The organism is Donghicola tyrosinivorans, assembly GCF_003003355.1.
GTDB lineage: Bacteria > Pseudomonadota > Alphaproteobacteria > Rhodobacterales > Rhodobacteraceae > Donghicola > Donghicola tyrosinivorans.
Genome location: NZ_PVTQ01000045.1, coordinates 1 through 2,988, shown reverse-complemented (window position 1 = coordinate 2,988; position 2,988 = coordinate 1). Strand labels below are relative to the sequence as shown.

The following is a 2,988-nucleotide window of genomic DNA, read 5'->3' as shown; positions in this document are numbered from 1 at the left end:
ATCGGCGACGGGGCTGTGATCGAACGTCTTGCCGATCCCGCGCAGACCGTTCCTGCAGGGCAGGGGCTGTCACTGCCCACACGCATTGATGCGTCCCAGAGAGCGGACGCCTTAACACGGTGGGTATCGCAAGAGGGAGAAGACCGCTCTGGTGCAGTCATTCTTGATATACGAGATTTACTAATAGGGGGAGACGTGCGGATCTGCTAAGGTGTGACGGCACCGATCCAGCGGCTTCCTTTTACCGAGCCATGTGGGGTTTGGGCGGAATTCTCCATCAAGTCTCCTCGGAAAGGGCCCTCGGGCAGAGCGAAGGCATGTTCCGCGTTTCTCGCAGTGGGAAGGTTATGGCGCACGATGGCGCGGATCGTCATGGTAAAAAATGTATATTCATTCGCCAGCCCAAGCCGCGACACGTAGGTGTTTTGCGGGCAAGGGCTGTGTCTTGGCAGCAGCGGCGCGCATGGCGCGGGCGCGGGCAATCGGGCCTGACTGCTCTTCCGCTTTCGCTTTCTCCAACTCATCTTCGAGGCGGAGAAAGATAGGCGCATAGGCGTCGTCATCTTCCATCAAGCGGGCGACTTTATGGAGGGCGGCTTCAATCCTCGCAGCATCCACAACCCCCGGCGCTTTGCGCGGGGGTCGGATACGACTGTCATAAAGAACCACATCGCGCGCCATGGCGTGCGTCTCCGTTCCCTCGCGCGCAAGTGCGGGAGGGGTAAGCAACTCGATAAAACCCGAAAGGGACCAACGGGTGCGAGGCTAAGGAGTGGAAGCGTGCGGGTGCAATTGTAAATTCACGCCGAGGCGGAATATCCTGTGGAAAACCGCCAAAATCGCAAGTTTCAGGCACAATAGTACTTATGAGGCTGTTGTGTAATTCTATTCTAATATTTTATTCATGTAATTTTATTCGCAAAGAAAATTGTTTGGGGATAACTTCATTTGGCGTTTTGAGATTTCATCAATCTGTATTTCCATGGGCCTCGTAAATGGTGGCGAGGTATGTGATGGACGACGAGGGTGCAGGCAGCGCAAAGCGGAAGACGCGGAAGTATTCCGCCAATGAAGCCGAGTGGCAAAAAATCGAATGTGGGGCGCAGGAGAGGGGTCTCAAGCCCGCTCAGTTCGTGCGGGAGGCGGCGGTCGCGGCGGCCAGTGGCGCACCGATGTCGTGCGTTACCGATACAGACCATCAGAAGCTGCATGTGCTCATGCGTCGGTGTGAGGCGATATTCCTGGAGCGTGAAGACGGCGACGTTCCCTTGTCGATTGGGCAGGGACAAGGCCTCTACCAGATTGCCGCCGCGTTGCAGGCCCTGACAGAAAGCCTGCGCAAATGATGCTCGGCTGGTATGAGACGTCGAATTCAGATCGCTATGCCAGCGGTATGGTGAATTACTTTCTGGCTCCCGAGATCATGAAGACTGTCGGGGGCAAGAAGCAGATGGTTCTGCGCAGCCCCAAGCCGGAATTGCTGGCAGGTGATGTGGCGCAGCTCACAGAGTTCTTGAAACGCCAAACTTGCCAGCGCAGGTTCTCGGCCCTGACCATGAGTTTTGCCACCGGGGATGTCGATGTTGCGGCCTTTAACGCAGGGCGCAGGGACGTGCGCGAGGCGGTGAACAAGGCCGTCTCCTTTGTTCTGGAAATGGCCTATCTACATGTGCCGGAGACCAGCCGTCCGCCGGTGCTGATCGGGACGCACACACATGCAGGGCGGCTTGAGGTCAATTTGATCCTTCCTCGGATCGTTCTGGGCGGTCATGGCAAATATCTCTCGTGGAATCCTCATCCCACGACCCCGCGCTCACGCGAGATATGGGATGCAACGCGCATGTACCTGAATGCACAATTTGGGTGGGCCGACCCGATGGACCCTTCGCGGGCGCAATTGGTCAAATATCCTGATTGGGCCCGAAAGCAGAATGCGGAAGATGCGCGGGCGGGACTGGAAACGCCTTTGATGGTCTATCAGATGGTGTCCCAGTTGGCTTTCGATGTCTACGGCCATGGGCAGGTTCAAGATCGGGACGGCCTCCTGGCGCAGCTCCTTCCATTGGTGGGCGAGTTCGGTATCCGCTTGAAGGTCAAAACAGCGAAAACCATCACGCTGGAACATACGTGGCCCCGCACGCGGCATTTCCCGGAGTTGATCTTCCGGGGGAGGCTGTTCGAAGGCGGCGCATATGAAAAAAATGGGAATGATCAGGCTGCGTGGAAGACCAAGTTTGACCCTGAGGCAATCGCAAAAAATCTTCGGACCCTGGCTAAAGGCAATGCTACAATTTCTGCGCAGAAATACGGCAAAAGCCTTTGGAATATTGAGGAATTCGACCCGCGCGCTGTTTTTGAATGCTCAAAATTCTGCATCTCGCGGATCCCGACCAATGTTACAAAAACGGACCGCCTCAAGGGGCCGCCGACCTCACTGATCTTCGAGAACCTGAAAGCATTGATCGCCCGCGTATCCGTAAAAATCCGGATGGCCATGGCCACCCGCCGGATCGCAAAAGCGCTGATCCGCCACAAAGAAAACTTCGTCGAAACTGCAAATGAATGGAGAAAAGCACATGAGGCAGTCACAACAATCACCCACGCCAGAACTATCAGCGCTGGGGGATCTGATCCAGCACCTGGACGCCTTGGTCGTCCGGATGGAAAAGGTCTTGGACAACAGCAAGGACGACCGGTTGGAACGCCGCCTCAGCGAGATGATCGACGCGATCCTGGCGTCGAACCATCACGCCCAGCAGATCGCGGCAGAGCTGAAGAGCCTCATGGAGCAGCAGCGTTCTACGCAGGCCATGGAGCAAAGGATCACGCTCATGGCGCAGCAAGTGCAGGAACTGCACCAAAACCAGATCCAAATGAACCGCTGGCTTGGCGAAGCCCTCGATCCGGATCACGAGGACACCTGATCTGCAAAAAGCTCTCCGGCGCGAAAGACGCAACGCCGGAGAGCTTTGAGCCGATGTAGGTCGG

Annotated in this window: 4 protein-coding genes; 3 read left to right on the top strand and 1 reads right to left on the bottom strand. The window is 56.5% G+C overall.

Annotation, left to right across the window (positions count from 1 at the left end; genetic code table 11):
* Window positions 1-210, top strand: a 210-nt coding sequence (locus CLV74_RS23070; RefSeq protein ID WP_211299106.1) for a hypothetical protein, incomplete at its 5' end; no start/stop codon positions are given.
* Window positions 211-390: 180 nt separating this feature from the next.
* On the opposite strand, the gene CLV74_RS22325 is transcribed toward CLV74_RS23070, so the two are convergent.
* Window positions 391-681: a hypothetical protein gene (locus CLV74_RS22325; protein WP_106269132.1), complete on the bottom strand. Its 291-nt coding sequence runs from the start codon at window positions 679-681 to the stop codon at window positions 391-393.
* 332 nt (window positions 682-1,013) lie between these two features.
* On the opposite strand from CLV74_RS22325, the gene CLV74_RS22320 reads away from it, so the two are divergent.
* Together CLV74_RS22320 and CLV74_RS22315 are read left to right on the top strand one after the other, a co-directional pair.
* Window positions 1,014-1,346 (top strand): hypothetical protein, encoded by a 333-nt coding sequence (locus CLV74_RS22320; protein WP_146135013.1) that lies wholly within the window; start codon window positions 1,014-1,016, stop codon window positions 1,344-1,346.
* Entirely contained in the window at window positions 1,343-2,983 is a 1,641-nt protein-coding gene (locus tag CLV74_RS22315) for a hypothetical protein (RefSeq protein WP_106269128.1), read from the top strand. Before CLV74_RS22320 ends, CLV74_RS22315 begins: the two co-directional genes overlap by 4 nt.
* Window positions 2,984-2,988: the final 5 nt, after the last annotated feature.